The 24753-nt window shown below is 34.8% G+C and carries 19 protein-coding genes; 18 read left to right on the top strand and 1 reads right to left on the bottom strand.

All coding sequences use genetic code 11. The features are described 5' to 3' along the window. Positions 1-25 precede the first annotated feature (25 nt). From BAQ46_RS22760 to BAQ46_RS22795, 8 genes are all read left to right on the top strand, one after another. Positions 26-1882: an anaerobic ribonucleoside triphosphate reductase gene (locus BAQ46_RS22760; protein WP_071742849.1), complete on the top strand. Its 1857-nt coding sequence runs from the start codon at positions 26-28 to the stop codon at positions 1880-1882. Then, positions 1879-2331, top strand: coding sequence for an anaerobic ribonucleoside-triphosphate reductase activating protein (nrdG, locus tag BAQ46_RS22765; protein WP_071742850.1), 453 nt, complete (start codon positions 1879-1881; stop codon positions 2329-2331). The genes BAQ46_RS22760 and nrdG overlap by 4 nt, the downstream gene beginning before the upstream one ends. Before the next feature lie 19 nt (positions 2332-2350). Further along, on the top strand, positions 2351-3028 hold the full coding sequence (locus BAQ46_RS22770) for a response regulator transcription factor (RefSeq protein WP_001044683.1): 678 nt from the start codon (positions 2351-2353) through the stop codon (positions 3026-3028). Between the two features lie 202 nt (positions 3029-3230). Continuing rightward, entirely contained in the window at positions 3231-4472 is a 1242-nt protein-coding gene (locus BAQ46_RS22775; RefSeq protein WP_000542648.1) for a S1C family serine protease, read from the top strand. A 79-nt stretch (positions 4473-4551) separates the two neighbouring features. Beyond that, on the top strand, positions 4552-4965 hold the full coding sequence (locus BAQ46_RS22780; RefSeq protein WP_000151382.1) for a CoA-binding protein: 414 nt from the start codon (positions 4552-4554) through the stop codon (positions 4963-4965). A gap of 375 nt (positions 4966-5340) precedes the next feature. Then, complete coding sequence (parE, locus tag BAQ46_RS22785; protein WP_001062205.1) at positions 5341-7305, top strand: DNA topoisomerase IV subunit B; 1965 nt, start codon at positions 5341-5343, stop codon at positions 7303-7305. Between the two features lies 1 nt (position 7306). Beyond that, positions 7307-9730: a DNA topoisomerase IV subunit A gene (gene parC / locus BAQ46_RS22790; protein WP_001147475.1), complete on the top strand. Its 2424-nt coding sequence runs from the start codon at positions 7307-7309 to the stop codon at positions 9728-9730. 151 nt (positions 9731-9881) lie between these two features. Continuing rightward, positions 9882-10913 (top strand): oxidoreductase, encoded by a 1032-nt coding sequence (locus tag BAQ46_RS22795; RefSeq protein WP_000719751.1) that lies wholly within the window; start codon positions 9882-9884, stop codon positions 10911-10913. A gap of 24 nt (positions 10914-10937) precedes the next feature. Here BAQ46_RS22795 and BAQ46_RS22800 read toward each other — a convergent pair whose 3' ends face one another. Beyond that, positions 10938-11540 (bottom strand): TetR/AcrR family transcriptional regulator, encoded by a 603-nt coding sequence (locus BAQ46_RS22800; RefSeq protein ID WP_235061219.1) that lies wholly within the window; start codon positions 11538-11540, stop codon positions 10938-10940. Between the two features lie 155 nt (positions 11541-11695). Between BAQ46_RS22800 and BAQ46_RS22805 the strand changes: the two genes are divergently transcribed. The 10 genes from BAQ46_RS22805 (at position 11696) to BAQ46_RS22855 (ending at position 24628) form a co-directional block, all read left to right on the top strand. Beyond that, the gene (locus BAQ46_RS22805; protein ID WP_071742851.1) at positions 11696-12589 is read left to right on the top strand and encodes an ABC transporter ATP-binding protein; all 894 of its coding nucleotides are present in this window, start codon (positions 11696-11698) and stop codon (positions 12587-12589) included. Continuing rightward, a complete protein-coding gene (locus tag BAQ46_RS22810) occupies positions 12582-13388 on the top strand; it encodes a DUF2705 family protein (RefSeq protein ID WP_071742852.1) in 807 nt (268 codons plus the stop codon). Before BAQ46_RS22805 ends, BAQ46_RS22810 begins: the two co-directional genes overlap by 8 nt. 291 nt (positions 13389-13679) lie before the next feature. Then, complete coding sequence (locus BAQ46_RS22820) at positions 13680-14213, top strand: sigma-70 family RNA polymerase sigma factor (protein WP_000864754.1); 534 nt, start codon at positions 13680-13682, stop codon at positions 14211-14213. A gap of 12 nt (positions 14214-14225) precedes the next feature. Next, positions 14226-15224 (top strand): anti-sigma factor, encoded by a 999-nt coding sequence (locus tag BAQ46_RS22825; protein WP_071742853.1) that lies wholly within the window; start codon positions 14226-14228, stop codon positions 15222-15224. 17 nt (positions 15225-15241) lie between these two features. Further along, positions 15242-16279, top strand: a complete 1038-nt coding sequence (locus tag BAQ46_RS22830) for an LCP family protein (RefSeq protein ID WP_000427602.1) — start codon at positions 15242-15244, stop codon at positions 16277-16279. A 198-nt stretch (positions 16280-16477) separates the two neighbouring features. Beyond that, on the top strand, positions 16478-17740 hold the full coding sequence (locus BAQ46_RS22835) for a dicarboxylate/amino acid:cation symporter (protein ID WP_061131677.1): 1263 nt from the start codon (positions 16478-16480) through the stop codon (positions 17738-17740). Between the two features lie 348 nt (positions 17741-18088). Continuing rightward, the gene (locus BAQ46_RS22840) at positions 18089-19792 is read left to right on the top strand and encodes a peptide ABC transporter substrate-binding protein (protein WP_000727510.1); all 1704 of its coding nucleotides are present in this window, start codon (positions 18089-18091) and stop codon (positions 19790-19792) included. A 306-nt stretch (positions 19793-20098) separates the two neighbouring features. Continuing rightward, the gene (locus BAQ46_RS22845) at positions 20099-21805 is read left to right on the top strand and encodes a peptide ABC transporter substrate-binding protein (RefSeq protein WP_061131678.1); all 1707 of its coding nucleotides are present in this window, start codon (positions 20099-20101) and stop codon (positions 21803-21805) included. Positions 21806-22089: 284 nt separating this feature from the next. Then, positions 22090-23796, top strand: coding sequence for a peptide ABC transporter substrate-binding protein (locus BAQ46_RS22850; RefSeq protein WP_071742854.1), 1707 nt, complete (start codon positions 22090-22092; stop codon positions 23794-23796). Positions 23797-23908: 112 nt separating this feature from the next. Further along, complete coding sequence (locus BAQ46_RS22855; protein WP_061131680.1) at positions 23909-24628, top strand: class I SAM-dependent methyltransferase; 720 nt, start codon at positions 23909-23911, stop codon at positions 24626-24628. Positions 24629-24753: the final 125 nt, after the last annotated feature.

Here is a 24753-nt window from a genome sequence, read left to right on the forward strand (position 1 = left end):
ACAACATATTGGTGGAGGGTTATAAATGTTACAAAAAAATACACGTGGAGAAGAATTAATGAGAGTGTTTGAGACGATTGTCCACGGCAATGAACAAGATTTAATGCAAGAAAATGCAAATGTAGACGGCCGCTCTCCAATGGGAGTAATGGGAACGTTCGCATCTGAGAGTGCAAAATATTATGCTGTGGAAAATTTATTGTCAGATCAAGTGAAAAAAGCGATAAATGAAAATATATTATATCCACATGATTTAGATTTTTATGCGACAGGAACGACGACTTGTTCACAAATTCCGTTAGCGCAAATGCTTGCGAACGGTTTTCATACCGGACATGGACATATGAGACAACCGCAAGACATTAAAAGTGCATTAGCTCTTTCATCTATTATTTTTCAAGCGAATCAAAATATGCAGCACGGTGGTCAATCGTTTGCACTCTTTGATGTTGATTTAGCTCCATATGTGAGAAAAACCGTAGAGAGACATAAGAAACGATTACAGTCATATCCGCTCACGAAAGAACAAATAGAAGAATTTGCGTGGAAAGAAACAGAAAATGATACGTATCAGGCTTGTGAGGCTTTCATTCATAATTCAAATAGTATGCATAGTAGGGGCGGCGGGCAAGTACCGTTTATTTCTATTAATTATGGAACAGACACATCAAAAGAAGGAAGACTTTTAATTAAACAACTTTTAAAAGCGACACAAGCTGGTCTTGGTAAAGGAGAAACACCAATTTTTCCTATTCAAATTTTTAAAATGAAAAAAGGTGTGAACTTTGAAGAAAGTGATCCGAACTATGATTTATTTGAATTAGCGTTAGAGACAACGGCTGAACGATTATTCCCTAACTTTTCATTTTTAGATGCGCCATTTAATGCTGTGCATTATGATGGACGACCGGAAAGTGAAGTATGTTACATGGGATGTCGTACTCGTGTTATGTCGAACATACATGGAGAAGAAACGGCGATTGGAAGAGGGAATTTATCATTTACATCTATTAACTTAGTGAAATTAGCATTAATTAGTGGTTCAAAAGAAGCGTTTTTTGAAGCGTTAAATTATTATTTAGATTTAGGAATTAAGCAATTATTAGAGCGATTTGAGTATCAATGTACGAAACGAGCAAGAGATTTTCGATTTTTATACTCACAAGGTGTATGGCGCGGTGGAGAAAAGTTACAGCCTGAAGATTCTGTAGCATCCATTTTAAAGCAAGGGACGTTAAGTCTTGGTTTTATCGGTCTTGCGGAGTGTTTAGTAGTTTTAACAGGAAAGCATCATGGAGAAGATGAAGAATCATGGAAACTCGGGTATGAAATCATTTCCTTTATGAGAGATAGAATGGATAAAGCGACAGAAGAACATGAACTGAATTTCTCGGTAATTGCAACTCCGGCAGAAGGATTATCAGGGAAGTTTGTGAAAAAAGATAGAGAAGAATTTGGCGTGATTAGCGGTATAACAAATCATAATTACTATACGAATTCATTCCATATTCCAGTTTATTATAACATGCAAGCGATAAATAAAATTCGTTTAGAAGGCCCGTTCCACGCTCTATGTAACGGGGGACATATTACGTATATTGAACTAGATGGAGCAGCAATGCATAACAAAAAGGCATTAAAACAAATTGTACAAGCGATGGCAGAGAATGGCGTTGGATACGGTTCAATTAATCACCCTGTTGACCGTTGTAAGTGCTGTAGTTATCACGGAGTTATTGGAAATGAATGTCCGAGCTGCGGAAATGAAGATGAGGCTAATATAGAAAGAATTCGCCGTATAACAGGTTATCTTGTAGGAGATATGTCGAAGTGGAATAGTGCGAAACGTAGTGAAGAGATGGATCGGGTGAAACATAAATGAAAGTGATGAACATCATTCATGATAGTGTAGTAGATGGAGAAGGGTTGCGGACAGTCGTGTTTTTTGCGGGCTGTCCGCATCGTTGTTTCGGTTGCCATAATCCGAAATCGTGGAATATTTGTAATGGAACTGAAATGACAGTAGAAGAAATTGTGAAAGGGATTGCAAGTAATCCATTAACTGATGTAACATTTTCAGGTGGAGATCCATTTTTCCAAGCTGCTGAAGTGAAAAAAGTAGCAAAAGCTGTGAAAGATTTGAAAAAAAATCTATGGATGTATACAGGTTATACGTTAGAAGAGATACAGAGTTCTCAAAATAATGATATGATAGAGTTGTTACATTATGGGGATGTTTTAGTCGATGGAAGATTTGAAATCGAGAAAAAAGATTTAACACTTCCATTTCGCGGAAGCTCCAATCAACGTATTATTCGATTGAAAGAGTAAAAAGGCGGGATAGATTATTATGAATAAAACAGTATTACTTGTTGAAGATGAAAGAAGATTACGTGAAATTGTCAGCGATTATTTTCGCAATGAAGGCTTTGAAGTAATCGAAGCAGAAGACGGAAAAAAAGCGTTAGAATTATTTGCAGAGCATGAAATTGATTTAATTATGTTAGATATTATGTTACCAGAAATAGATGGATGGTCTGTTTGTAGACGAATTAGAAAAGAATCAGCAGTACCAATTATTATGCTAACAGCACGTTCGGATGAGGATGATACATTACTAGGGTTCGAATTAGGTGCAGATGAATATGTAACGAAACCTTTCAGCCCGAAAGTGTTAGTAGCTCGCGCGAAGACGTTACTGAAACGTGCGGATGGCGTGGTAGGGGTAGCAGAAGAAAATGCTATGTCTTTAGCTGGAATAGAAGTGAATCGTCTATCTAGAACTGTTTTAGTAGATGGAGAAGAAATTATATTAACACATAAAGAATTTGAACTTCTCGTTTATTTAATGGAGAACAAAGGAATTGTGTTGTCACGTCAACATTTATTAGATCAGTTATGGGGATATGACTATTACGGTGATGACCGAACTGTTGATACTCATATTAAAAAACTACGAAATAAGCTAGGAGATAAAGCGAAGCATATCGGTACTGTTATTCGTGTTGGTTATAAATTTGAAGAATAACTTGGAACGTATTGTGTGCTTCAGTCTAGGAAAATAACAATTTTATATCCTCTTTTGCAGGTGGAATGTACAAAAAATGCTTTTTTTGTCTACAATGTTAAATAAGTGTATTTTTTTAATTGGATTTCACGATGAGTTCACAAGAAGGACACAAAACGTGACTATACTAAAAATACGAATTCACCAGAGAGGGGAAGTAAACATGGGATATTACGACGGACCAAATTTAAATGAAGAGCATAGTGAAACGAGAGAAGTGAGAAAATCGGGCAGTAAAAAAGGCTATTTTTTCACAGGTTTAGTCGGAGCTGTAGTTGGGGCTGTTTCAATTAGTTTTGCGGCACCATATATGCCATGGGCTCAAAATAATGGAGCGACTGTATCATCTTTTAGTTCAGATTCAAAAGTTGAAGGTACTGTAGTTCCTGTTGTCAATAAAGCAAAAAATGAAACGGACTTACCTGGTATGATTGAAGGCGCGAAAGATGTTGTTGTAGGTGTTATTAATATGCAACAAAGTATTGATCCATTTGCAATGCAACCGACGGGTCAAGAACAACAAGCTGGTTCAGGATCAGGTGTTATTTATAAAAAGGCAGGAAATAAAGCATATATTGTAACGAACAATCATGTAGTAGATGGTGCAAATAAACTTGCTGTAAAACTGAGTGATGGCAAGAAGGTAGATGCGAAGCTTGTAGGGAAAGACCCTTGGTTAGATTTAGCTGTTGTTGAAATTGATGGTGCTAATGTAAATAAAGTTGCCACTTTAGGTGATTCTAGTAAAATCCGTGCGGGTGAAAAAGCAATTGCAATCGGTAACCCACTAGGATTTGATGGAAGTGTAACGGAAGGTATAATCAGTAGTAAAGAACGCGAAATTCCGGTTGATATTGATGGCGATAAACGTGCAGATTGGAATGCTCAAGTTATTCAAACAGATGCAGCAATTAACCCTGGTAATAGTGGTGGTGCGTTATTTAACCAAAACGGAGAAATAATTGGGATTAATTCAAGTAAAATTGCACAACAAGAAGTTGAAGGAATTGGATTTGCTATTCCAATTAATATCGCAAAACCAGTTATTGAATCTCTTGAAAAAGATGGAGTAGTAAAACGTCCAGCGCTTGGAGTAGGTGTTGTTTCATTAGAAGATGTGCAAGCTTATGCAGTCAATCAATTGAAAGTACCGAAAGAAGTAACAAACGGTGTTGTATTAGGTAAAATTTACCCAATATCACCGGCTGAAAAAGCAGGTTTAGAGCAATATGATATTGTAGTAGCATTAGATAATCAAAAAGTAGAAAATTCACTTCAATTCCGTAAATATTTATATGAAAAGAAAAAAGTAGGAGAGAAGGTAGAAGTTACATTCTATCGTAACGGTCAAAAAATGACGAAAACAGCTACTTTAGCAGATAACTCAGCTACAAAGAATCAATAATCGGAATAAAAGAAAGTCTCTTTCATATTGAAAGAGACTTTCTTTATCGGCTATACTAAAGGAATAGGAGGGATAATTTATGACAATTGAAAACCCAACTCGTACGGAAATTGGTGAAGTATTAAAGAAAAGCAAAACGATTGCAGTTGTTGGTTTATCGGATAAGCCAGAACGTACATCGTATATGGTTTCAAAAGCAATGCAAGATGCTGGATACCGCATTATTCCAGTTAACCCAACAGTAGATGAGGTGCTTGGAGAAAAGGCAGTTGCTTCACTAAAGGATATTAAGGAACACGTTGACATTGTAAATGTATTTCGTCGCTCAGAGTTTTTAATGGATGTTGCAAAAGAATTTGTAGAGATTGATGCAGATGTTTTTTGGGCACAATTAGGAGTACAAGATGAAGATACATACAAACTTTTAAAAGAAAAAGACTATACTGTAATAATGGATCGTTGTATAAAAGTAGAACATGCGATGACAAAATAGTATAGATTGTAAAGGTAGGAAGATTGCTTCAGCCCTCATGATAATAAGTAGGGCCGATGAACGAGGTGTTCATCATGAGATTTTTTAAAGGCTGTTTTTGGGGATTGTTACTTGTAATCCCGTTTTGGATATTGATCATTTGGATCATAATAAAGGTTTGGAATGTGTAATCTTGGAATACATATCCATTTCTCGTTGACAAACGATTATTTTTCTGAAATAGTAGCCTAGAGGAATCCTTGTGAAAAAACAAGGATTTTTCTATTGAAAATGGTATATAAAAGAGATAAGATAACTTGCCAAAACGATAGTCGAGGCGTTATTCTATAATAGAAACATATGTTCTGATTTTGGATTAGGAAAGGGGCAAGGAGTTTGGCGAAGCATCAGTTCCAATATAATGAAGATGCGATTCAAGTGTTAGAAGGACTTGAAGCCGTTCGAAAACGCCCGGGTATGTATATCGGGAGCACGGACAGCCGTGGATTGCATCATTTAGTATACGAAATAGTAGATAACTCCGTTGATGAAGCGTTAGCGGGATTTGGCGACGAAATTTCTGTCGTAATACATAAAGATAATAGTATTAGCGTTATAGATAAAGGGCGAGGAATGCCTACGGGAATGCATAAGCTTGGAAAACCTACACCAGAAGTTATTTTAACTGTACTTCATGCCGGTGGTAAGTTTGGTCAAGGTGGTTACAAAACGAGTGGTGGTTTACACGGTGTTGGGGCATCAGTTGTAAACGCCTTATCTGAATGGTTAGTCGTAACGATTAAGCGTGACGGAAATATTTATGAACAACGCTTTGAAAATGGCGGTGTTCCTGTAACGACGCTTGAGAAAATCGGAAAGACGAAAGAATCTGGTACAACAATGCATTTCAAACCAGATACAACGATTTTCAGTACAACAAATTACAATTATGAAACATTATGTGAGAGATTACGCGAATCTGCATTCTTATTAAAAGGGATGAAAATCTCAATAAAAGATGAAAGAAATGATTTAGAAGATGTCTTTCATTATGAAACAGGAATTGAAGCTTTCGTTTCCTATTTAAACGAAGAAAAAGATTCAATTCACCCAGTTGTATACTTCACTGGTGAACAAAATGGGATTGAAGCAGAACTAGCATTTCAATTTAACGATGGCTACTCAGAAAATATTCTTTCGTTTGTAAATAATGTACGTACAAAAGATGGTGGAACACATGAAGCTGGATTTAAGACAGCAATGACGCGTGTGTTCAATGAGTATGCTCGCAAAGTTTCACTATTAAAAGAAAAAGATAAAAACTTAGAAGGTACAGATATTCGTGAAGGTGTAGCGGCTATCGTTTCTGTACGTGTACCAGAAGAAGTACTTCAGTTTGAAGGACAAACAAAAGGGAAACTAGGTACAAGTGAAGCTCGTTCTTCAATTGATGCCATTGTATCAGAGCATTTGGCTTACTTTTTAGAAGAAAACCCGGACGTAGCCACACTTCTTGTGAGAAAAGCAATTAAAGCAGCGCAAGCACGTGAAGCCGCTCGTAAAGCGAGAGAGGAAGCGCGTACTGGTAAAAAGAAAAAGAAATCAGAAGGTACATTAAGTGGTAAGTTAACACCTGCACAATCACGTAACCCGCAGAAAAATGAACTATACCTAGTAGAGGGTGACTCTGCCGGTGGTTCTGCAAAACAAGGGCGAGATCGACGTTTCCAAGCGGTATTACCGTTACGTGGTAAAGTAATTAATACAGAAAAAGCAAAGCTTGCTGATATTTTCAAAAATGAAGAGATTAATACAATCATTTATGCAATTGGCGGCGGTGTAGGCAATGAATTCGATGTGGAAGATATTAACTACGATAAAGTTGTCATTATGACCGATGCCGATACAGACGGAGCGCATATTCAAGTATTGTTATTAACATTCTTCTACAGATATATGAAACCACTTATCGAAGCTGGTAAAGTGTTTATCGCACTTCCTCCTTTATACAAAGTAAGTAAAGGAAAAGGAAAAAGTGAAGTAATTGAATACGCATGGTCAGATGATGAATTAGATGAAGTAACGAAAAAAGTTGGAAAAGGTTACATGTTACAGCGTTACAAAGGACTTGGCGAAATGAATGCGGATCAATTATGGGAAACAACGATGAATCCTGAAACACGTACATTAATTCGCGTGAAAATTGATGATGCAGCAAGAGCAGAGCGCCGCGTAACAACATTAATGGGCGATAAAGTAGAACCGCGCCGTAAATGGATTGAGCGTAATGTACAGTTTGGTATGCAAGAAGAAGGAAATATTTTAGAAAATGAAATGATTATGGAGACGGAGGTGGAATAACATGCAAGCAGAGAAGTTTCATGACCTCCCGCTTGAAGACGTGTTAGGTGATCGCTTTGCACGTTATAGTAAATATATTATTCAAGATCGCGCACTTCCAGATGCGCGTGACGGCTTAAAACCAGTACAAAGACGTATTTTATATTCTATGTATGTAGAAGGAAACGTGCACGATAAAGCGTTCCGTAAGTCAGCTAAAACAGTCGGTAACGTTATTGGTAATTATCATCCGCATGGTGATTCCTCTGTATATGAGGCGATGGTACGTTTAAGCCAAACTTGGAAAGTACGTAATGTTTTAGTTGAAATGCATGGTAATAACGGCAGTGTTGATGGGGATCCGGCAGCAGCAATGCGTTATACGGAAGCACGATTATCACCAATTGCATCGGAGTTATTACGTGATCTTGATAAAGAAACAGTAGAATTCGTATCAAACTTTGATGATACGAGTGAAGAACCAGTTGTTTTACCAGCAGCGTTCCCGAACTTATTAGTGAACGGATCTACAGGAATTTCCGCAGGTTATGCAACAGAAATTCCTCCGCATCATCTTGGAGAAGTTATTGACGCTACAATGATGCGTATTGATAAACCGAATAGTACTGTTGATGATTTATTAACAGTTATGAAAGGACCAGATTTCCCAACAGGTGGTATTATTCAAGGGATTGATGGTATTAAAAAGGCGTATGAAACAGGTAAAGGTAAAATTATTATTCGCGGGAAAGCAGAGGTTGAAACGGTTCGTGGCGGGAAACAGCAAATCGTAATTACTGAAATTCCATACGAAGTAAATAAAGCAAACCTTGTTAAGAAAATGGATGAGTTACGCCTAGATAAAAAATTAGATGGCATTGCTGAAGTACGTGATGAGACAGATCGTACAGGTCTTCGCATTGTCGTAGAATTAAAAAAAGAAGCAAATTCTGAAGGTATTTTAAATTACTTATATAAAAATACAGATTTACAAATTCCATATAACTTTAATATGGTAGCGATTAATAATCGTCGTCCAACGCTTATGACATTACCGAAAATTTTAGATGCATATATTGGCCATCAAAAAGAAGTTGTTACGAGACGTTCACAATATGAATTACGAAAGGCAGAAAATCGTCAACATATTGTAGAAGGTTTAAAGAAAGCATTATCGATTTTAGACCAAGTTATTGAAACGATTCGTGCTTCAAAAGATAAGCGTAATGCAAAAGATAATTTAAGTGCGAAATTTGGTTTTACAGAAGCGCAAGCGGAAGCAATTGTATCCTTGCAATTATATCGTTTAACGAATACAGATATTACAGCGCTACAACAAGAGGCAGATGAGCTTAATAAGAAAATTATTGAGCTACAGGCAATTTTACAAAGTGAAAAAAGATTACTTCAAGTTATTAAAACAGATTTAAAGAGAGTTAAGAAAACATATAGTGATGATCGACGCGCGATTATTGAAGATCAAATCGAGGAAATTAAAATCGATGTAGAAGTGATGATCCCACAAGAAGATGTCATCGTTACTGTAACGAAAGAAGGATATGTGAAACGTACTGGATGGCGCTCACATAATGCCTCAAATGGCAAAGACTTCGGTATGAAAGAGGGTGACATCTTACTTGAACGATTCGATACGAATACGACAGAGACAGTCCTCTTATTTACGAATAAAGGAAACTATATATATCTGCCAGTATACGAAATGCCAGATATTCGTTGGAAAGATTTAGGGCAGCACGTTGCTAATATCGTTTCACTCGACCGGGATGAAACCATTATTTGGGCAACTGTCGTACCGAACTTTGAGGAAGAAAAGCGATTTATCGTATTTGTAACGAAGAACGGTATGATTAAGAAGACAGAATTAAACCAATATAAAGTACAACGTTACTCTAGAGCATTCGTTGCTGTAAACTTGAAAAAAGATGATGAAGTTGTTGATATATTTGCGACAGATGGAACGAGTGATATCGTTCTTGCTACACATGGTGCATATGCACTTATTTTCCATGAAGATGAAGTAAGTCCAGTCGGTGTAAGAGCCGCTGGTGTGAAAGCAATTAATTTAAAAGAAGATGACTATGTCGCTTCTGGTAAACCATTAAATGCTGATAAAGATCAACTTATTCTCGTAACGCAGCGCGGTGCTGTAAAACGCCTAAAAGCATCAGAAATTGAGAAATCAACGAGGGCGAAGCGAGGTCTTGTTATTTTCAAAGAATTAAAACGTAATCCATACCGCATTGTCGGTATTGAAATCGTTCGAGACGATGAACTAGTTTATATGAAGACAGAGAAACATATCGTAGAAGAAATTGATCCGAAAGCGTATCGAAATAAAGACCGGTATAGTAACGGTAGTTTAGTGCTAGATGTTAACGATACTGGTGAAGTTATTGAAACGTGGACGAAAAAAAGACCGGAATAAAAAAAGCATCTTGCCATGAATAATGGCAAGATGCTTTTTTCTAGGCAACTTATTATGTAAATAATAATAATCTTGTTATAATAACTGAATGAAATCGTTCTCATGAAGTGGACTTACTACCCACAAATAGCGGGATAAATGGAGGGGCAACATGAAAAAAATAGGTGTAGGGATTGTAGGGTTTGGATTTTCTAGTACAACATTTCACATCCCATTATTACAAACGATAGAAGAATACGATATTCGTGCCGTATTATCTTCAAAAGAAGAGGTAGTAAAAGAAACATTACCGAATGCTAACGTCTTGAGTACAATTGATGAATTGGTGAAGCGAGCTGATATTGATTTAGTTGTTATTACTTCACCAAATACAACTCATTTTCCATATGTAAAAGAAGCAATATTAAACGGTAAGCATGTTGTTGTAGAGAAACCATTTGTTGTTTCAATTGAAGAAGGAGAAGAGCTTATTTCATTAGCAAAGAAACATAATGTGGTATTAAGTGTATATCATAATCGCCGTTTTGATAATGATTTCTTAACGATAAAGAAATTATTAGAAGAGGATAGAATAGGAAATGTATACGCATATGAGGCGCATTTCGATCGCTTCCGTCCACATGTACGTGATCGATGGAGAGAAAAAAACTTACCAGGATCAGGTATATTATATGACTTAGGCTCGCATTTAATTGACCAAGCATTATCATTATTTGGGAAACCAAATGCAATCAGTGCAGATGTAATCAAACAACGACCAGGTGCAGAAATTGATGATTATTTCCACATAGTACTTCATTACGGAGTTAAACGTGTCATTTTACGTAGTAGCAGTTATGTGAAAAAGGCAGGTCCACACTTTACACTGCATGGAGATAAAGGTTCTATCGTGAAATACGGTATGGATTCACAGGAAGAACAATTAAAAAATGGAATGAAGCCAGGCGATAACGGTTATGGGGTAGACATTGAACAGAATTTTGCTACTCTAGAAACAGAAGAAGAGTCAGTACGTATTCCAACAGAAGTCGGCTGTTATGACATGTACTATAAAGGTGTAAGAGATAGTATTATAAGTGGTGAGAAATTACCTGTGATAGCACAAGAAGGTTTAGAAGTTATTAAGTTGATTCAATTAGCGGTTGAAAGTAGTGAAACGGGTAGAGTTATCACTATAAAATAAAAAAGACACGAATTTCGTGTCTTTTTATTTTTGTGGAACAGAAAGACCATAGAAGAACATAGTGACTATATCTTGTATATGTTTTTCACGATCCCCTTCAAGAAGCTGTGCCCCGAAATCATCACCTAATTTAGTAAACATTTGAATGTAAAGTAACATCATTTCTTTAGTAAGGTGGGGATTAATTTCATTTTTTTGCTGTGCTTGTTCTAATATTTCTAAATACCAAGGCAAGATTTTTTCGTTTTGATAACTATAAATAAACTTTCGGAGCTCTTCATCTCTTTGCATCATTTGTAGTAACATATCCGGCTGAAATAACCCACCAGTATTCATTTTTCTTACAATCATTTTTTGCATCATATCATGAAAAGGTAATTTTTCCGCTGCAAGATCTTTATAATATTGAAATTCACATATGATAAATTCTTGTATAAGTTCTCTAAATAACGCATCTTTACTTCCAAAATGATTATAAATTGTAACTTGAGAAACGTTTGCTTCTTTTGCGATATGTTCTATTTTTACTTCATTAAATCCACGTTCTGAAAATAATAAGAAAGCTGCCTCTTTAATAGCGCGTTTTTTCTTCTCTTTCACTTTTTCAAAGCCATTCAATACAATCACCTCAATAAAAATATACAGGAAAATATAGGTGAAAACAATAATTTTGAAATATGGACATATAAATATTTCAAAAAGTTGTTGCGAATATGGAAGAGGAGGAGTACAATAATTTTGAAATATCATACATTAAATATTTCAAAAAATGAGGTGGATTTATGATTTCAGTTCAAAATGTCACAAAACAATTTTCGAACGGAAAGGGCTTGTTTCATATTACATTTGATGTAAAAGAAGGAGAAGTGTTCGGTTACTTAGGACCGAATGGTGCAGGTAAATCAACGACGATTCGTAATTTAATGGGATTTATAAAACCGACATCTGGAAAATCTTCAATTTTTGGATTGGATTGTTGGAATGAAGCAGCGAAAATTCAAAGGGAAGTTGGTTATTTGCCGGGTGAAATTTCTTTTATTGAAGGAATGAACGGATTAGAATTTCTGAAGTTAATGCAAGGAATGCGTGGGCTAAAGGATACGAAAAGACGAGATGAATTAATAGAACGTCTACAATTCGATGTGAAAACACCGATTCGAAAAATGTCTAAAGGAATGAAACAAAAAGTAGGGATTGTTGCTGCTTTTATGCATGATCCAGAAGTGTTAATTTTAGATGAACCGACTTCAGGGCTCGATCCACTTATGCAGCAAGTGTTTATAGATTTAATAGTAGAGGAAAAGCAAAGGGGAAAAACGATTCTTATGTCTTCACATATTTTCACTGAAATTGAGCGTACATGCGACCGAGTAGCGATTATTAAAGATGGGTGCCTTGTAACGGTTGAAAATATTCATGATTTACAAAGTATGAGACGACAAGTGATAGATGTAACCGTATCATCAGAGGAAGAGATTAAATCTCTTACGCAATGTAATTTGCAATTTGAAGCGGTAAAAGGTAGAGAGGCATCGATTATCGTACAAGGAAACTATCAAACTGTTTTACAAATACTTTCAAACTATAATGTAACGGCACTTCAAACGAGAGCAATGGATTTAGAACATTTATTTATGCATTATTACGATAAGAAAGAAGGGGTAAAGCATGAATAAGCAATTGTTTTTAGCTAGTTTGAAAGAGACGCAAAAAAGTATTTTGAGTTACGCAACTGGTGCAGCCCTATATTTATGGTTGTTAATTTGGATATTCCCTTCAATGGTATCAGCGAAAGGTTTAAATGAATTAATAAGCGCTATGCCTGATAGTGTGAAAAAAATTGTTGGCATGGAAAGTCCGATTCAAAACGTAATGGATTTTTTAGCTGGTGAGTACTATAGTCTATTGTTTATTATCATATTAACAATTTTTTGCGTTACAGTTGCAACACATTTAATTGCCCGGCATGTAGATAAAGGGGCGATGGCATATTTATTAGCGACACCTGTATCTAGAGTGAAAATTGCAATCACACAAGCCGCTGTTCTCATATTAGGACTACTAATTATTGTAGTTGTTACGTATGTAGCGGGCATAGTAGGTGCAGAATGGTTTTTAAGTGATAATAACTTAAATAAAGAATTATTCCTAAAGATAAATATAGTAGGAGGGCTCATATTTTTAGTCGTTAGTGCATATTCATTTTTCTTTTCTTGTATATGTAATGATGAAAGAAAAGCACTTAGCTACTCAGCAAGTTTAACTATTTTATTTTTTGTACTAAATATGGTAGGTAAATTAAGTGATAAGTTAGAGTGGATGAAAAGTCTATCGTTATTTACACTGTTTCGTCCAAAAGAAATTGCGGAAGGAACGTATAATATATGGCCGGTAAGTATAGGTTTAGCTGCGGGAGCGCTTTGTATTTTTATAGTAGCGATTGTATTGTTTAAGAAGAGGGATTTACCGTTGTAGAGTAGAAAGTCCACTATATGAGTGGACTTTTTTTGATGAGGAGGAAACGAATGGGTTGCAGCTATATGTAAATGATGTAGAAAAGTCATTATTGTTTTATAAGAAAATAATTGCTTTGAAGTTGTCGATCCAAATGGATATCTCCTCAGAGTTACGTATAAAAAAGGTAAACATGAAAAATGTTTACCTTTTTTTATGAAAATATTCAAAAAAATGAACCTTTTTCTAGGCTCATACGTCTAATACATGTAAAGTTAAATTTGAAGCGAGGATGAAACAGGAGGAGCAATTGTGAAAGTAATCCCTTTATATAAAATGTTGGTAAAAGAAGAAACAGATGTTTCCTTAGCGAAAAAAGGTGATCATGAAGCTTTTATGACTCTTATACATACAGAAAAAGTGAAGATGTATCGCATTGCAAAGGCTATGTTACGTGATGAGACAAATATAGAGGATGCGATACAAACAACAATTTTAAAAGCCTATGAAAATATAAAAAAATTAAAGAAGGAAGAGTTTTTTCAAACTTGGTTAATTCGAATTTTAATGAATGAATGTAACAACATTATTAGAACGTATAAAAAGGTAATTGTGACAGAAGAGAATGATTACAATATGAGTGCGTGCGATCAGTATGAAGATATAGATTTGTGTAATGCGATTCAATCGTTACATGAAGAGTTAAGAGCTGTTACGGTGCTTTATTATTATGAAGATATGAATCAAGAGAGTATAGCGAAGCTTTTAGAAGTACCAAAAGGAACAGTGAAATCGAGATTGGCACGTGCGAGGGAACAACTACAGAAACGATTAAAGATGGAATAGGAGGTGCAAAGGATGGATAATGAAAAAATATTTGATGAGAAATTAAAAAAGAGAATAAACGAAGAGAATGTTATAGTACCACCAGAGTTAAATGAAAAGATTAATCGTACACTACATAGTCTTCCGGTAAAAAAGAAAGGTTACAGAGTTTATATGATGGTTATAAGTGCTGCTGTTCTAGCACTTTCCATTGTGTCTATGTCGGAGTTTTCTGATCAAATTTTTGCTCAAAACGGCGGAGTGTTTGAATATGTAAAGAAAAAGGCATTTTCTGATTACGAAAATGAAGAGGAAATAAAAGCGAATGCAAATTATCCAGATAAAGAAAAGATTCATGAAAAGATGCTAGATTCCATTGATCATTTTAATAATATTTCAGGACAATTTGAGGAATATTCTAGTTCGTCAAGAATTGCTACAACATACAAATATGCGATTGATACGGAGCAACAAAGAGGAATCTCTTCAAAAGAAGACAAGCTAACGAAAAAACGAACCATTATATATAACGAGGGCAAGAAAAAAGAATTTGATGATGAGAAGTATACGTACAAAGAAACAAAATGGAGCCCGAAAGAAAGAAACTATGAACTATTAAAATTAAATCCTACGGGAAGGTTATTGAGAAAATCAGGTGAGAAAAAAAGATATGATGATGAATATGTGGGATTCGCGAAGTATAGTATTCAATCCGAATTTGCTGATTTATTAATTCGATATAAAGATTGGAATTATAAAGAAACGAAGTATCTTGGACTGGATTGCTACAAAATAGAAGGGACAATAAATATAGAAATGCCTGTAAGTACATCTGAAGATTTAAGAGGGAAATTTGAAATGGTTGTAGAGAAAAATACAGGGATTATGCTAAAATTCCTTAGTTTCCACGAAGGTATGATTCAATATTCGATTACAACAGAATGGATACAAATAAACAAAGGATTGAAAGAGAATACATTTCAAAAGGAAAGCACTAATTATGAGAAAGTGAAAAATATATTAGATGAATAGAAAACGGAGGAAACTATATGGAGAATCATTCTTCTTCAAGAGAAAAGAAAAATAAACGAAAATATAAAAAGACAACGATAATAAGTGTATTGTTAGCGATATTATTATTTGGCGGATTTGGATATGGTACTTACGTATATATGAAAACTTCTAATCTCGTACAAAAATCAAATGTTAATTTGGCACGTGGTGAAAAATCAAATTTACGTGAGGAAACGGTAAAACCGATTACTAATAATGTTTCACTTTTAATTATGGGAATTGATGAAAATCAAGAGCGACAAAAGGAGTATAATGGTGCATTTCATACAGATGCACTGCTGTTAGCTACTTTTAATAAAGATGATAAGACTGTGAAATTGACGAGCATACCACGTGATACATACACATATGTTCCGGTTGAAAAGAAAAAAGATAAAATAACGCATGCATATGGAAGTGGTTTCGTTAAAAATGGTAAAGATGGAGGGCCGCAAGCTTCAGTGGAAGCGGTAGAAAAGTTATTACAAGTGCCTGTTGATTATTTTGTAAAGTTTAATTTTAATTCATTTACTAAAATTGTTGATGGATTAGATGGGATTGAAGTAGATGTCCCAGTTGAATTTACGGAGCAAAATAGTAAAGATGAACCTGACGCAATCCATTTGAAAAAAGGACTACAAAAATTAACAGGGGAAGAGGCACTTGCCTTAGCAAGAACGCGTCATATTGATAGTGATGCAATGAGAGGGCAGCGGCAACAACTTGTTATGGAAGCGATTTTAAGTAAATTAAAAAGTGTAGGATCGATTACGAAGCTAGAAAAAATAGTTGAGGCGGTTGACGGTGATTTTAAAACAAATTTAGTAATGGATGATATTTTATCTTTTTATAAATACGGTTTAAACAGTTCAGTTGAAAAAATACAATTAGCTGGTGATGATTTATACTTACCTAATGGCCCAAACGGCCAACGTGTATATTATTATAATCCTAATAAAAAAGATCTACAGAGTTTGAGCAATACTCTTAGAACACATCTAGGATTAAGTGAAAAGCAGATTGAGGAGAATTAAAGCAGATGTGATGTCTGCTTTTTATTACGTTAAATAGTATGTCGTTTATATACAAATGTTATATACTGTTTTCAAAATTAACATAATAGTGTAACATAAAGTTAAGGTTTAAGTTACATAACAGAGGGCCATCACATAGAATAAATGTTAGTGATGAAAATAGTTTGGGAGAAATGAAAAAATAAGGGAGTATTAAAAATGAGAATTGTAAAGAATTTAACATTTCAAGTTATTGTGGCCATTATTTGTGGTATTGCAGTAGGAGCGATTTGGCCGAGTGTTGGACAAGAGATGAAGCCAATTGGTGAAACGTTCATCAATATGATTAAAATGGTTATTGCACCGATTATCTTTTTAACAATTGTGCTTGGTATTGCAAGTATGGGAAGTATGAAAAAGGTAGGTCGTGTTGGCGGGAAGGCACTATTATATTTTGAAATTGTTACAACAGCGGCTTTAATAATTGGTATCATTGTAGCGAATGTTGTGCGTCCAGGAGACGGATTAGACCCTTCAAAACTAAAGGGCGGAGATGTTTCACAATATGTACAAAGCGGACAAGAAATGAAATGGATGGATTTCTTTTTACATATTGTGCCGTCTAACATGTTTGAAGCATTTGCAAAAGGTGATATTTTACAAGTTTTGTTTTTCTCCATTTTATTCGGTGCAGGGTTAACGATGTTAGGGAAAAATGGACAACCGGTAATCGACTTTTTTGAAAGATTATCGAAAGTATTTTTTAACATTTTATCAATTGTAATGAAATTAGCACCAATTGGAGCATTCGGCGGGATGGCGTTTACAATTGGTAAATATGGTTTAAGTACACTTATTCCACTTGGTAAATTAATGATTTGTGTATATGCAACAATGGCATTATTTGTTTTTATTGTTTTAAATTTCATTTGTAAATTTTACAAATTTAGTTTGTGGAAATATTTAGCATACATTAAAGAAGAATTACTTATTGTTCTTGGGACATCATCATCAGAATCAGTATTGCCGCGAATGATGACAAAGATGGAAGACTTCGGATGTTCGAAGCCAGTAGTAGGTTTAGTCATTCCGACAGGTTACTCTTTTAACTTAGATGGAACAACAATTTATTTATCTATGGCTACTATATTTTTAGCACAAGTCTTTCACGTCGATCTTTCACTAGGTCAACAATTAACTATAATAGCTATTTTATTAGTTACATCTAAAGGAGCAGCCGCAGTAACAGGTGGAGGCTTTATTGTACTAGCGTCTACTTTATCTGCGATGAATGTTATTCCATTAGAAGGGTTAGCACTATTACTTGGTGTAGATCGTTTCATGTCAGAAGCACGTGCTATCGTTAATTTAATTGGTAACGGTATTGCGACTGTAGTTGTTGCAAAAAGTGAAAATGAATTTGATGAAGAGAAGTATACGAGAGTAATAGAGGAAATGAAAAAAGAGAAAATGGTCGGATAAAAAAGTCAGCAAAGCTGACTTTTTTATTTTTGTAGAAAAGAGGTTTGTTACGGTATACATTATTTATTAACAATAATTTACAAGTGTTTTATGGTGGAGGGATATAAAGACTATTAAATCAATACATAGAATTCAATGAGATATAGTGTTTCGAAAGATTATGGAATTTTTATGAATATTACTGTAAGAAAATAATTTTTTTAAAATTTTCAATAATAACACTTTACAAAACTCGAAAAATTAGTAGAATAATAGTTAATAAGAATCTTCTGATAAATATATAAAGAAAAACAGAATTATCAGAAAATTCTTAAATGAGAGCGTTAAGAATTAGGGAGGGTACAGAAAGTGAAAAAGAAAAAAATGAAAAAACTAACAGCAGTTGTAGCACCAGTTTTAGCAATGAGTATGGCATTGACAGCATGTTCTACATCAGGTGGAGATAAGAAGACAAGCACAAATTCTAGCTCTGGCGGAGATAGCAAATCAGAAGAAAAATTAGCAGCGAAACAAGTGTTCAATAAAACAGAAAATCAGGAAATTCCAACAATGGATACGTCGAAGAGTACAGATACTTTGGGCTCTCAAATTTTAGGGAACACAATGGAAGGCTTATACCGTTTAGATAAAGAGAATAAACCAATCCCAGCTGCGGCAGAATCAAGCACGAAGAGTGAGGATGGTAAAAAATATACATTTAAATTACGTAAAGATGCAAAATGGTCAAATGGTGATCCTGTAACAGCGAAAGATTTCGTATTTGCATGGCAACGTTTATTAGATCCAAAAACAGCTGCTGAGTATGCATTCATTGCATTCCCAATTAAAAATGCAGAAGCGGTTAATAAAGGTGAAAAACCTGTAACAGAACTTGGAGTTAAAGCAGTAGATGACCTTACTTTAGAAGTTGAATTAGAACAAGCAGTACCATACTTCTTAAACTTAGTAGCATTCCCATCGTACTATCCATTAAATGAGAAATTCGTAAAAGAAAAAGGGGATAAATACGGTTTAGAATCTGATACAACTGTATATAACGGACCGTTCGTTCTTACTGATTGGAAGCATGAGCAAGGTTGGAAACTGAAGAAGAATGATCAATATTGGGATAAAAAGACTGTAAAATTAGATGAAATTAACTATAGTGTTGTAAAAGAGCCAGCAACTAATGTGAATTTATATGATAGTGGTCAAATTGATTTCTCCTTATTAACAGGTGAATTTGTTGACAAATATAGAAATAATAAAGAGGAATATGGGGTGTATAACGAACCAAGTACGTTCTTTATACGTTTAAACCAGAAACGTGGTGGACAAGATACACCATTAAAGAGCAAGAAATTACGTGAAGCAATTGCGCTATCAATTGATAAAAAGAATTTAACAAATGTTATTTTAAATGATGGGTCAAAACCTGCAGATTATTTAGTGCCGAAAGGCTTAGCAGCTGGACCTGATGGGAAAGACTTCCAAGAAACGTTTAAAAACGGTGTTAAACCAGATGCGAAAAAAGCAGCTGCTGCATGGGAAGAAGCGAAAAAAGAACTTGGAAAAGATCAAGTTACAATTGAGTTTTTAAACTATGATACTGGTAATGCGAAAAAAGTTGGGGAATATGTAAAAGATCAAATTGAGAAAAACTTAAAAGGTGTAACAGTAAATATTAAACTGCAGCCGTTTAAACAAAAACTTAAATTAGAATCAGATCAAGATTATGATATTTCATATGGTGGATGGAGCCCAGATTATGCGGATCCAATGACATATTTAGATATGTTTGAAAGTAAGCACTCTCATAACCAAATGAGTTTCTCTGATCAGAAATATGATGAAATAATTAAAAAAGCTGGTGGGGAATTAATGAGTGATGCGAAGAAACGCTGGGAGGAACTAGGAAAAGCAGAGAAATTACTTCTTGAAGAAGATGTAGCTCTTGTACCTTTATATCAAAGTGCTAGATCTTATGTTATGAAACCGCATGTAAAAGGTGTTGTTAAGCATAATATTAGCCCAGAATACAGCTATAAGTGGGCATATGTTACTGAAAAATAATAGAGTTGAAAAAGTACTTCAAAGCAGTCTACATGCCTTGAAGTACTTTTTTGTTGTACCATTGAACGTGAAAATGAAAGAGTAGAGAAGAAATGAAATGTAGTAGATGGAGGATACGTGTAGTATGGTCATAGATAATAGAATGTTACTATTGTTAAGTAAAATAAATTTTCTAAATATTTTAAAAATAACTTTACAAAACCGGAAAAATTAGTAGAATATTAATTAATAAGAATTTTCTGATAACTGGTTATTAGAAAATCTCTCAAAAACAGCTTCGTACATATAATTGGGGAGGGTACAAAAATGAAGAAAAAGATGAAAAAGTTCACGGCGGTTGTAGCGCCAGTTTTAGCGATGAGTATGGCGTTGACAGCTTGTTCTGGATCTGGTGGGGAGAAGAAATCAACTACGACGTCTAGCGGTGGTGGGGAAGAGAAAAAATCTGAAATTAAATACGCAGCGAAACAAGTGTTAAATCGTACAGAGAATCAAGAGATTCCGACGATGGATGTTTCGAAATCTACTGATACATTAGGTTCTCAAATTTTAGGGAACACAATGGAAGGTTTATATCGATTAGATAAAGATAATAAGCCAATCCCAGCTGCGGCAGAATCTAGTACGAAAAGCGAGGATGGCAAAAAATATACATTTAAACTACGTAAAGATGCAAAATGGTCAAACGGTGATCCTGTAACAGCGAAAGATTTCGTATACGCATGGCAACGCTTACTTGATAAAAATACAGCGGCAGAATATGCGTTTATCGCTTACTATATTAAAAACGGAGAGGCAATTAATAAAGGTGAAAAACCTCTAACAGATTTAGGAGCAAAAGCGGTAGATGATTATACGCTAGAAGTAGAATTAGAAAAACCAGTGCCATATTTCTTGAATTTAATGGCATTCCCATCGTACTATCCTTTAAATGAAAAGTTCGTAAAAGAAAAAGGAGATAAGTTCGGTTTAGAAGCAGATACAACGTTGTATAACGGACCGTTCGTTATGGCTTCATGGAAACATGAACAAGGATGGCAGCTAAAGAAAAATGATAAGTACTGGGATAATAAAACTGTGAAATTAGAAGAAATTAACTATAGTGTAGTAAAAGAAGTTGCGACGAAAGTAAACTTATATGATACAGGATCAATTGATTTCACGCTATTATCAGGGGAGTTCGTTGATAAATATAAATCGAATAAAGAAGAGTATGGTGAATATTCAGAAGCAAGTACATTCTTCTTACGTTTAAATCAAAAACGTAATGGACAAGATACACCGTTAAAGAGTAAAAAACTACGTGAAGCAATCGCATTATCAATTGATAAAAAAGGTTTAGCAAACGTTATTTTAAATAACGGTTCAAAAGCAACAGATCAATTAGTACCAAAAGGGCTTGCGACAGGACCTGACGGTAAAGATTACCAAGATACATTTAAAAATGGTCTGAAATATGATCCGAAAAAAGGTGCAGCAGCTTGGGAAGCAGCGAAAAAAGAGCTTGGAAAAGATCAAGTGACAATTGAATTACTAAGCTATGATGATGGAACAGCGAAAAAAATTGCTGACTACTTTAAAGATCAAATTGAGAAAAACTTAAAAGGTGTAACGGTTAATACGAAAATTCAGCCGTTCAAACAAAAACTAAAATTAGAATCAGCACAAGATTATGAAATTTCATTTGCTGGTTGGAGCCCAGATTATTCGGATCCAATGACATTTATTGATATGTTCGAATCGAAGAGCCCATATAACCAAATGAGTTATTCGAATCCGAAATATGATGAAATGGTGAAAAAAGCAGGTAATGAGTTAATGTCTGATGCGAAGAAACGTTGGGAAACGTTAGGTAAAGCAGAAAAATTATTACTTGAAGAAGATGCAGGGATGGTACCTTTATATCAAACAGGTAGAGCATATGTAATGAAACCGAATATAAAAGGCATTGTGAAACATAACATTAGTCCAGAGTATAGCTTTAAGTGGGCTTATGTAACGGAAGGTAAATAATAAAAAGAGCGTGTTTAAAAGTAGATAAGTTATTTTTAACACGCTCTTTTTATATTCAATTAAATAGAGAAGAATAAGAAATGTGGTACTGACATATAGTAGATGGGGGAGAATTCGTATAGTAATAATAGTAAAATACATAGTTACTATAAAAATAAGATAATAAAAACTTTAAAAATGAGGGTAATTTATAGCGTGTTAATTGGTGAAAAAGTATTAATGATTATGTTCGTAGAAAATCTCTCAAAGTTAGTTTCGTACATATAATTGGGGAGGGGACAAGAATGAAGAAAAAGATGAAAAAGTTTACGGCGGTTGTAGCACCAGTTTTGGCAATGAGTATGGCTTTAACAGCATGTTCTTCTGGATCTGGTGGGGAGAAGAAACCGACTACAACGTCTAATAATGGTGGGGAAGAGAAGAAATCTGATATTAAATATGCGGCAAAGCAAGTGCTAAATCGTACAGAAACGAATGAAATTCCAACGATGGATACTTCAAAAAATACAGATACACTTGGCTCACAAATTTTAGGGAATACAATGGAAGGTTTATATCGCCTTGATAAAGATAATAAGCCAATCCCAGCTGTAGCGGAATCTAGCACAAAAAGCGAGGATGGCAAAAAATATACATTTAAATTACGGAAAGATGCAAAATGGTCAAATGGTGATCCTGTAACAGCGAAAGATTTCGTATTTGCATGGCAACGTCTAGTAGATCCAAAAACAGCTGCTGAGTATGCATTTATTGCTTACTATCTTAAAAATGCAGAAGCGATTAATCAAGGAAAAGGAGAAGTTTCGACATTAGGTGTAAAAGCGGTAGATGATTATACGCTTGAAGTAGAACTAGAAAGACCTGTACCATATTTCTTGAACTTAATGGCATTTGCGTCATACTATCCATTAAATGAAAAGTTCGTAAAAGAAAAAGGAAATAAATTCGGTTTAGAGTCTGATACAACACTGTATAATGGTCCATTTGTGCTTACAGACTGGAAACATGAGCAAGGCTGGAAATTAAAGAAAAATGATCAGTATTGGGATAAAAAGACTGTAAAACTAGAGGAAATCAACTATAGTGTAGTAAAAGAACCAGCTACTAGAGTAAATTTATATGATACAGGTGCAATTGATTTCGCGCTATTATCAGGTGAATTCGTGGATAAGTATAGAAACAATAAAGAAGAGTTTGGGGCCTATTCGGAAACAAGTACGTTTTACTTACGTCTAAATCAAAAACGTGGTGGTCAAGATACACCTCTAAAGAGTAAAAAATTACGTGAAGCAATTGCGTTATCAATTGATAAGAAAGCTTTAACGAATGTTATTTTAAATGATGGTTCAAAACCAGTGGATTACTTAGTACCAAAAGGTTTAGCAAGTGGACCAGACGGTAAAGATTTCGCAGAAACGTTTAAGAATGGTTTAAAACAAGACTCCAAAAAGGCAGCAGCAGCATGGGAAGAAGCGAAAAAAGAACTTGGAAAAGATCAAGTGACAATAGAGTTATTAAATTATGATACTGGTAATGCGAAAAAAGTTGGGGAGTATGTAAAAGATCAAGTTGAAAAGAATTTAAAAGGTGTGACAGTAAATATTAAGTTGCAACCATTTAAACAAAAACTAAAATTAGAATCAGACCAAGATTATGATTTTTCATATGGTGGCTGGAATCCAGATTATGCGGATCCAATGACATATCTTGATATGTTTGAAACAAAAAATTCGCAAAACCAGATGAGCTACTCAAATTCAAAATATGATGACATTATTACTAAAAGTAAGACAGAATGGATGGCTGATGCAAAAAAACGTTGGACAGAGTTAGGTAAGGCAGAGAAATTATTACTTGAGGAAGATGTAGCACTTGTACCTTTATATCAAAGTGCTAAATCATATGTTATGAAACCGAATGTAAAGGGAATTGTGAAACATAATATTAGTCCGGAATATAGCTTTAAATGGGCGTATATTGAAGAGAAATAAAAAAGAGAAGAGCATTTTCAAGTTGCGGTATCGCACTTGGGAATGCTTTTTTATGTGCACTAATTATGGATGGGTGAATATATGTATTATAGAAAATTTAAAGGAGAATTTTATGAAACGAAACACATACATTGATTTCCTAGCTTATTATGGAATAGGGAGTGCTCATCCTGGTGGTTTTACGTTAACAAAACAACTGTTAGCACAATTGCCTTTTAGATATGGAGCAAATGTCCTTGAACTCGGCTGCGGTACGGGGAAAACAGCAGCGTATATGACAAAAGAATATGGTTATAGAGTAACAGCGGTTGAACAGAATGAGATTATGATTCAAAAGGCGAAAGATAGATGGTCGTTTGAAGGAATAGATATTCAATTAATTGAAGGAAAGGCAGAGCAATTACCTTGTTTGCATGACTCATTTGAATTCGTACTCGGAGAATCGATACTTGCTTTTACAGAGAAAGCAAGGGTTATCTCGGAGTGCTATCGTGTATTACAGAAGGACGGAAAGTTAGTTGTAATTGAAATGATTATTAATGCCCACATTGGGAGGGAAGAGGAAGAAAAAATCGCTCAATTATACGGGATGAAAGAACTATTAACTGAGAGCGAGTGGGTACAATTATTTCAGAAAGCAAATTTTCGGCGGGTTACTATTGCTGGCGGTGGTACAATTGCAGAAACAATCTCTAGCTATATAGAAGAGCCGGAATGGAATGTATCACAATTTATTCCGAATGAGTTATATGAGGCATGGGTGCAACATGAAAATGTACGACTTATGTATCAACATATTTTAGGTCATCGTATTTTTATATGTGAAAAATAAAGAAAAAGAGTTGGCTAAAGATAGTCAACTCTTTACTTATGTTAAATGAAAAATAATGCAGCTAATGTAATTCCGAAGATGAAACCAAATCCGAGTTCAACACCCCAGCCACAACCGCCGCCACC

The organism is Bacillus paranthracis (assembly GCF_001883995.1).
GTDB classification, from domain to species: domain Bacteria; phylum Bacillota; class Bacilli; order Bacillales; family Bacillaceae_G; genus Bacillus_A; species Bacillus_A paranthracis.

Bases quoted from the DNA above. Each gene is read 5' to 3' on its own strand.
- BAQ46_RS22760 (WP_071742849.1), top strand. From the start codon at position 26: ATGTTACAAAAAAATACACGTGGAGAAGAATTAATGAGAGTGTTTGAG.
- nrdG (WP_071742850.1), top strand. From the start codon at position 1,879: ATGAAAGTGATGAACATCATTCATGATAGTGTAGTAGATGGAGAAGGG.
- BAQ46_RS22770 (WP_001044683.1), top strand. From the start codon at position 2,351: ATGAATAAAACAGTATTACTTGTTGAAGATGAAAGAAGATTACGTGAA.
- BAQ46_RS22775 (WP_000542648.1), top strand. From the start codon at position 3,231: ATGGGATATTACGACGGACCAAATTTAAATGAAGAGCATAGTGAAACG.
- BAQ46_RS22780 (WP_000151382.1), top strand. From the start codon at position 4,552: ATGACAATTGAAAACCCAACTCGTACGGAAATTGGTGAAGTATTAAAG.
- parC (WP_001147475.1), top strand. From the start codon at position 7,307: ATGCAAGCAGAGAAGTTTCATGACCTCCCGCTTGAAGACGTGTTAGGT.
- BAQ46_RS22795 (WP_000719751.1), top strand. From the start codon at position 9,882: ATGAAAAAAATAGGTGTAGGGATTGTAGGGTTTGGATTTTCTAGTACA.
- BAQ46_RS22805 (WP_071742851.1), top strand. From the start codon at position 11,696: ATGATTTCAGTTCAAAATGTCACAAAACAATTTTCGAACGGAAAGGGC.
- BAQ46_RS22810 (WP_071742852.1), top strand. From the start codon at position 12,582: ATGAATAAGCAATTGTTTTTAGCTAGTTTGAAAGAGACGCAAAAAAGT.
- BAQ46_RS22825 (WP_071742853.1), top strand. From the start codon at position 14,226: ATGGATAATGAAAAAATATTTGATGAGAAATTAAAAAAGAGAATAAAC.
- BAQ46_RS22830 (WP_000427602.1), top strand. From the start codon at position 15,242: ATGGAGAATCATTCTTCTTCAAGAGAAAAGAAAAATAAACGAAAATAT.
- BAQ46_RS22835 (WP_061131677.1), top strand. From the start codon at position 16,478: ATGAGAATTGTAAAGAATTTAACATTTCAAGTTATTGTGGCCATTATT.
- BAQ46_RS22845 (WP_061131678.1), top strand. From the start codon at position 20,099: ATGAAGAAAAAGATGAAAAAGTTCACGGCGGTTGTAGCGCCAGTTTTA.
- BAQ46_RS22850 (WP_071742854.1), top strand. From the start codon at position 22,090: ATGAAGAAAAAGATGAAAAAGTTTACGGCGGTTGTAGCACCAGTTTTG.
- BAQ46_RS22855 (WP_061131680.1), top strand. From the start codon at position 23,909: ATGAAACGAAACACATACATTGATTTCCTAGCTTATTATGGAATAGGG.